The organism is Pseudomonas sp. PS01270 (assembly GCF_029959775.1).
Lineage (GTDB): Bacteria > Pseudomonadota > Gammaproteobacteria > Pseudomonadales > Pseudomonadaceae > Aquipseudomonas > Aquipseudomonas atacamensis.
Genome location: NZ_JASCPT010000199.1, coordinates 1 through 6,286, shown reverse-complemented (window position 1 = coordinate 6,286; position 6,286 = coordinate 1). Strand labels below are relative to the sequence as shown.

The 6,286-nt window shown below is 61.0% G+C and carries 8 protein-coding genes; 6 read left to right on the top strand and 2 right to left on the bottom strand.

Annotation, left to right across the window (positions count from 1 at the left end):
• Nucleotides 1-143 precede the first annotated feature (143 nt).
• Nucleotides 144-2,198: a S9 family peptidase gene (locus QMX86_RS26955; protein WP_282387327.1), complete on the top strand. Its 2,055-nt coding sequence runs from the start codon at nt 144-146 to the stop codon at nt 2,196-2,198.
• 236 nt (nt 2,199-2,434) lie between these two features.
• Nucleotides 2,435-2,908, top strand: a complete 474-nt coding sequence (locus QMX86_RS26950; protein ID WP_016771227.1) for a cyclic nucleotide-binding domain-containing protein — start codon at nt 2,435-2,437, stop codon at nt 2,906-2,908.
• Here the strand turns inward: QMX86_RS26950 and QMX86_RS26945 are convergent.
• Nucleotides 2,905-3,189, bottom strand: coding sequence for a hypothetical protein (locus QMX86_RS26945; protein ID WP_282387325.1), 285 nt, complete (start codon nt 3,187-3,189; stop codon nt 2,905-2,907). The genes QMX86_RS26950 and QMX86_RS26945 overlap by 4 nt on opposite strands.
• Before the next feature lie 80 nt (nt 3,190-3,269).
• On the opposite strand from QMX86_RS26945, the gene QMX86_RS26940 reads away from it, so the two are divergent.
• The 4 genes from QMX86_RS26940 to QMX86_RS26925 all read left to right on the top strand — a co-directional run bounded on the left by QMX86_RS26940 (nt 3,270) and on the right by QMX86_RS26925 (nt 5,489).
• Nucleotides 3,270-3,956 (top strand): hypothetical protein, encoded by a 687-nt coding sequence (locus tag QMX86_RS26940; RefSeq protein ID WP_071174691.1) that lies wholly within the window; start codon nt 3,270-3,272, stop codon nt 3,954-3,956.
• Between the two features lie 49 nt (nt 3,957-4,005).
• Entirely contained in the window at nt 4,006-4,377 is a 372-nt protein-coding gene (locus QMX86_RS26935) for a YajD family HNH nuclease (protein ID WP_007944009.1), read from the top strand.
• A gap of 182 nt (nt 4,378-4,559) precedes the next feature.
• Nucleotides 4,560-5,030: an RNA methyltransferase gene (locus QMX86_RS26930; RefSeq protein WP_046816778.1), complete on the top strand. Its 471-nt coding sequence runs from the start codon at nt 4,560-4,562 to the stop codon at nt 5,028-5,030.
• An 81-nt stretch (nt 5,031-5,111) separates the two neighbouring features.
• Nucleotides 5,112-5,489 (top strand): DUF2892 domain-containing protein, encoded by a 378-nt coding sequence (locus tag QMX86_RS26925; protein WP_016771231.1) that lies wholly within the window; start codon nt 5,112-5,114, stop codon nt 5,487-5,489.
• A gap of 117 nt (nt 5,490-5,606) precedes the next feature.
• Here QMX86_RS26925 and QMX86_RS26920 read toward each other — a convergent pair whose 3' ends face one another.
• Nucleotides 5,607-6,059 (bottom strand): YcgN family cysteine cluster protein, encoded by a 453-nt coding sequence (locus QMX86_RS26920; protein WP_122746543.1) that lies wholly within the window; start codon nt 6,057-6,059, stop codon nt 5,607-5,609.
• Nucleotides 6,060-6,286: the final 227 nt, after the last annotated feature.

Below are 6,286 nucleotides of genomic sequence, written 5' to 3'. Positions count from 1 at the left end.
CGAGCTTGCTCGCTAATGCGGTGTGTCATTGCAGCAAAAGTCATCTGCCAGGACGCCTTCGCGAGCAAGCTCGCTCCCACAGGGCTCTGCGGCGGTTTCAAAATACGCGAAACCTTTATCCGAATATTGTCCGAGAGCCTCCCATGCCCGAATCCGCCAATGTCATGACTGCCCCGATTGCCCAGCGGGCGCCCGGCGCCGACCCGTATGCCTGGCTGCAGGAGCGCGACACCGACGCGGTGCTCGACTACCTCAAGGCTGAAAACGCTTATCAGGAAGCGCAAACCGCCGATCAGGCCGAATTGCGCGAAAGCCTGTTCAATGAGATCAAGGGCCGGATTCTCGAGACTGATCTGTCCCTGCCCTCGCCTTGGGGCCCGTATCTGTATTACACGCGCACCACCGCCGGTGACGAATACGCCCGGCACTACCGTTGCCCGCGTCCTGCCGACGACAGCCTGACCCTCGATGAAAGCCGCGAACAATTGCTGCTCGACCCGAATACGCTGGCCGATGGCGGCTTCTTCTCGCTCGGTGCTTTCAGCATCAGCCCCGATCACCAGCGCCTGGCCTACAGCGTCGATGCTTCGGGCGATGAGGTCTACACGCTGTTCGTCAAAGAGCTGTCCAACGACAGGGTCAGCGAACTGGAATTCGAGGATTGCGACGGCAGCATGACCTGGGCCAACGACAGCCTGACCCTGTTTTTCGGTGTGCTCGACGACACCCATCGCCCGCATAAACTGTTCCGCTATCGCCTCGACGGCACTGCCGCCGAAGAGGTTTTTCACGAGCCGGACGGGCGGTTCTTCCTGCACTGCTACCGCGCCAGCTCCGAACAGCAATTGCTGCTGTCGCTGGGCAGCAAGACCACCAGTGAAGTCTGGGCGCTGGACGCCAATCAGCCACATCTGCCATTCAGCTGCCTGGCGCCACGGGTCGAAGATCACGAATACGACGTCGACCACGGCCTGCTTGATGGCGTCTGGACCTGGTTTATCCGCACCAACCGCGACGGCATCAACTTCGCTCTGTATCAGGCCCCGGACACTGGCGTGCCGCCAAGCGAGGCCGACTGGCAGAACCTGATCCCGCACAACGATGATGTGATGCTCGACGGCGTCAGCCTCAACGCAGAGGCGATGACCTTGAGCCTGCGCGAAGGTGGCCTGCCGATCATTGAGGTTCACCCGCAGGGCCAGGCGTCGTATCGCGTGCAGTTGCCCGATGCGGCCTACAGTCTGCATGTGCAAAACAGCCTGGAATTCGAGAGCGATCGCATTCGCTTGCGCTACGAAGCGTTGAATCGCCCGGCCCAGGTGCGCCAGTTGATCCTCGCCAGCGGCGAGCAAACGGTGCTCAAGGAAACTCCGGTACTCGGCCAATTTGATGCCGACGCCTATGTCAGCCAACGTCTATGGGCCACCGCCCCGGACGGCACGCAGGTGCCGATCAGTCTGGTGATGAAGCGCGAGATGGTCGGTAAACCGGTGCCGCTGTATCTGTACGGTTACGGCGCCTACGGTTCCAGCCTCGATCCGTGGTTTTCCCACGCGCGCCTGAGCCTGCTCGATCGCGGTATGGCCTTCGCCATCGCTCACGTACGCGGTGGTGGTGAATTGGGCGAAGCCTGGTATCGCGCCGGCAAGCAGGAACACAAACACAACACCTTCAGCGACTTTATCGCCTGCGCCGAGTTTCTGATCCTCAACGGCATCACCACGGCGGAAAAACTGGCGATCAGCGGCGGCAGCGCCGGTGGCCTGCTGATCGGCGCGGTGCTCAACCAGCGCCCGGACCTGTTCGGCTTGGCGATTGCCGAAGTGCCGTTCGTCGACGTGCTCAACACCATGCTCGACCCCGATCTGCCGCTGACCGTCACCGAATACGACGAATGGGGCAACCCGGAAGAACCGGACGTCTATGATCGGATCAAGGCTTACGCGCCGTACGAAAACGTCACCGCGCAGGCTTATCCGCCACTGCTGGTGATCGCCGGTTACAACGACAGCCGTGTGCAGTATTGGGAGGCGGCCAAGTGGGTGGCGAAATTGCGCGCGACCAAGACCGACGACAATGTGCTGCTGCTCAAGACTGAATTGGGTGCTGGGCATGGCGGCATGAGCGGGCGCTATCAGGGATTACGTGACGTAGCGCTCGAATATGCATTTGTGTTCAAGGTTTTGCAGATTGCCTGAGGAACTCTGAAGGTGGCTTGGGTCTTAACTGCAGACCCTTGTGGCGAGGGGATTTATCCCCGTCGGGCTGCGAAGCGGCCCCAAAACCTGCAAACTCAGTATTCCTGAAGCACCGAGTTGGCAGGATTTGCGACTGCTGCGCAGCCGAGCGGGGATAAATCCCCTCGCCACAAAAGCCCATTCCTGCGGGATCCGTGTATAGCCTTGAAATGTGATAACAAAAAGACCGCATCGACATGTCAGAACCGACCTTCCTGAACAATGAAATCCGCGACTGGCTGATGGACTGTGGCCTGTTCGATCAATTGCAGCTGGCCGACTTTGCGGCCGCTTCCGGTTACTTCAGCATCAGCACCGTAGCTGAGGGCGAGGCGATTTTTCGCGAGGGCGATGCCGGCAGTTTCATGTGCATCATCCACACCGGCCAGGTCGCCGTGCAGAAAACCGGCGCCGACGGCCAGGTGATCACCATGGCCACCCTGCGCAGCGGCCGGGCCTTCGGTGAAATGGCCGTGCTTGATGGCGAGCGCCGTTCAGCCACGTGTATCGCGGCGAGCAACTGTCAGTTGCTCAACCTGGGCAAGGACTCGCTGGAAAAAATGCTCAACGACGCACCGAAAATCGCCGCAAAGATCATCCGCGCCCTCGCCGTCTCGCTGTCCAAACGCCTGCGCATGGCCGACGGCCAACTCGCCGCGCAACAGGTTTAACCGCCGGGGGATTTGACCTTGTTGCCGTTCGGCTCGATGCCCGGCACCGGTTGATCCTTGCTCGGCGGGCTGGGCATTTCGATCGGTACCAGCGGTGGGCTGCCGCTGCCGGCGCCCGACTTGGGCAGGGTGATCGGCGTGATCTGCGGATACGGCGTCGGCGTCGCGGTGCCGGGCGAACCGGGTTGCGGCGTCGGGCTGACCGGAACGCTCTGCTGGGCCTGCACCGCAGTCATCGCGAGCGCGGCCAGGGTAATGACCGTTAGAATGGTGCGCTTCATCAAGGGCTCCGTTTGGCCTTTAGTCTGTGCTCAGGCTACTCCCAACGCGCCTGCTTGCCTTCCCCCTTGTAGAGATTTCCATGAAACGTTTCGTTCTGCTCGACACCACCCCGATCCCTGAAAACGGCGGTGCCCTGTGCCTGTTCGAGTATGGCGAGGACTTCGTCATCAAGATCCAGGGCGGCGACGGCGGGCAGTTGATGAACACGCGCATGCACGGTTCCGAGGACGCACTGGCCGAGATTCCCTGCCGCAAGGTCGCCGGCCGGCCGAATTCGCGGGTGTTGATCGGCGGCCTGGGCATGGGTTTCACCCTCGCCTCGGCACTCAAGCACCTGGGCAAGTCCGCCGAAGTGGTGGTCGCTGAGCTGGTGCCCGGCGTGGTCGAGTGGAATCGCGGCCCGCTCGGGGAGAAATCCGGTCGGCCATTGCTCGACCCGCGCACGGTGATCCGTCAGGAAGATGTGGCCAATGTGCTGCAAAGCGAGCCGAACGGTTTCGACGCGATCATGCTCGACGTCGACAACGGCCCCGAAGGCCTGACCCAGAAGGCCAACAGCTGGCTGTATTCCGCCGCTGGTCTGAATGCCTGCGCCAAGGCCCTGCGCCCCAAAGGCGTGCTCGCGGTGTGGTCGGCCAGCGCCGACCGGCAGTTTTCCGACAAATTGAAGAAGGCCGGTTTCAAGGCCGAAGAAGTCCAGGTCTTCGCCCACGGCAACAAGGGCACCCGCCACACGATCTGGATTGCCGAGAAGCTCAAGGGCTGAGCTAAACTCTGCGCATAACCGTCATCAGTCTTTCTGCAAAGGTGAACCCATGAGTTCGTCCACCCCCACCAACACGTCGAAGCTGGACCGCATCCTCGCCGACAACCAGCGCGACAAGGAAATGGGCTACCGCGACAAGGCCCTGAAAATGTACCCGCACGTCTGCGGCCGCTGCGCCCGTGAGTTTTCCGGCAAGCGCCTGAGCGAACTGACCGTGCACCACCGCGACCACAACCACGACAACAACCCGCAGGACGGCTCGAACTGGGAGCTGTTGTGCCTGTATTGCCACGACAACGAACACTCGCGTTACACCGATCAGCAGTATTTCGGCGAGGGCTCGCTGAGCACACCGAAGATCGCTAAGGCCACGCATAACCCGTTTGCGGCCCTGGCTGGCCTGATGAAAAAAGAAGACTGAAGATCTTCATCGCCTGACCCGGCCCTTTCGCAAGCAGGCTCGCTCCCACAGTTGAAATGCGTTCCCCTGTGGGAGCGAGCCTGCTCGCGAAGGCCGCCGGCCAGACATCACAAATCTCGAATCTGCCCGCCCTCCCCCAATCCCCGTATAATCGCCCTCTTTTTCCCGAAGGCACCCCGCTCGTGGCAGATAAACGGTACAGCTGCATTGGTTTGTATAACCCCAAATCACCGGAGAACGTCGGTTCGGTGATGCGCGCCGCAGGCTGTTACGGCGTAGCGTCGGTGTTCTACACAGGCAAGCGTTATGAACGCGCCGCCGACTTCGTCACCGACACCAAACGCGTGCACTACGACATCCCGCTGATCGGCATCGATGATCTGAAAAAAATCCTCCCGCTCAACTGCGTACCCGTGGCGGTGGAACTGGTCGATGGCGCCCGGCCGCTGCCGGAATACACCCATCCCGACCGCGCCCTGTACATCTTCGGCCCCGAGGACGGTTCGCTGGATAAAGAGATTCGCGACTGGTGCGAAGACGTCGTGTACATCCCGACCACCGGCTGCATGAACCTCGCCGCCACGGTCAACGTCGTGCTCTACGACCGCATGGCCAAAGGCCTGAACACCCGCTCCGGGCCGAAATTCCGCTGAAGCGTCGCACATTCGATGGAACAAGCTGACCGCCCTGGCAGTCAGCTTATCTATCAATCGCACCCTGCCTGGAGATAGACCATGAGCGAGCTCAAACGCGTAGAACGCATCGAATCCACCCCGTTCCAGTCGCCTTCGCACAAGAACGTGCATGGCTGGGAGCGCGTCGGCTCGTTGACCGGCGGCGTGCTGATGGTCGGCAAGGGCCTGCGCCGTGGCGGCGTGTTCGGCCTGATTCAAGTGGCGCTCGGCGGCATGGCCGTGGCCCGTGGCATTACCGGGCACTGCTCGGCGAAAAGTCTGCTGGAAAAAGGCCGTCAGGACATGAGCAACGTGCGGGCGAAGATCGAACGCGCCGGGGAAGAGCTGAGCAAGCTGAAGACCAATGCCGAAGTGGCCACCGAAACGGCAACCGTTACCGGCAATGATTCGCTGGTCTCGCCGAAGGCCGGCGTCTGAGGCTTTAAAGCAAAAGATCGCAGCCTTCGGCAGCTCCTACACGGAATCACGTTTTCCATTGTTGAGCTGCCGAAGGCCGCGATCTTTTGATATTTACGGGTTCAACAACCCACCACCTCATCCGCCCGCGCGAAAAATCAGATGATCTTCCCAGTCATCCTCCGGCACGCTGCCTTCGGCGAGCATGCGCCCTGACTGGGAAATCCGCTCATGGTGCACCGCATCGCGGTCGCCACACACCAGGTGATGCCATAACGGCAGATCCTTGCCCTCGCTGACCAGCCGATAACCGCAGGTCGGCGGTAGCCACTTGAATTCTTCCGCCTGACCCGGCGTGAGCTGAATGCAGTCCGGGACAAACTTGATCCGGTTCGGATAATCGCTGCACTGGCAGGTTTTCAGATCCAGCAGTTTGCAGGCGATGCGCGTGTAATAGACGCTATTGTCTTCTTCGTCCTCGAGCTTTTGCAGGCAGCACAGACCGCAGCCGTCGCACAGCGATTCCCATTCCTCGTGATCGAGTTGATCGAGGGTTTTGCGTTTCCAGAACGGTTCGACTATGGCGGCCATGGCTCAAGCATCAACATCAAGGTGGTGAAAAGGCCGCCAGTCTAGTGCCAGCGGGCGCAAGGGCCAAGCGCTGGCGACTGTCGGTAAATCCGCTTGTCAGCGCCAGCGCCGCCCACTGAGCAAACTGGTGGCTACCCTTTGAAACCAATGTGGGAGCGAGCCTGCTCGCGAAAGCGCTGTGTCAGACACGCTGTTGTCGACTGACACGCCCTCTTCGCGAGCAGGCT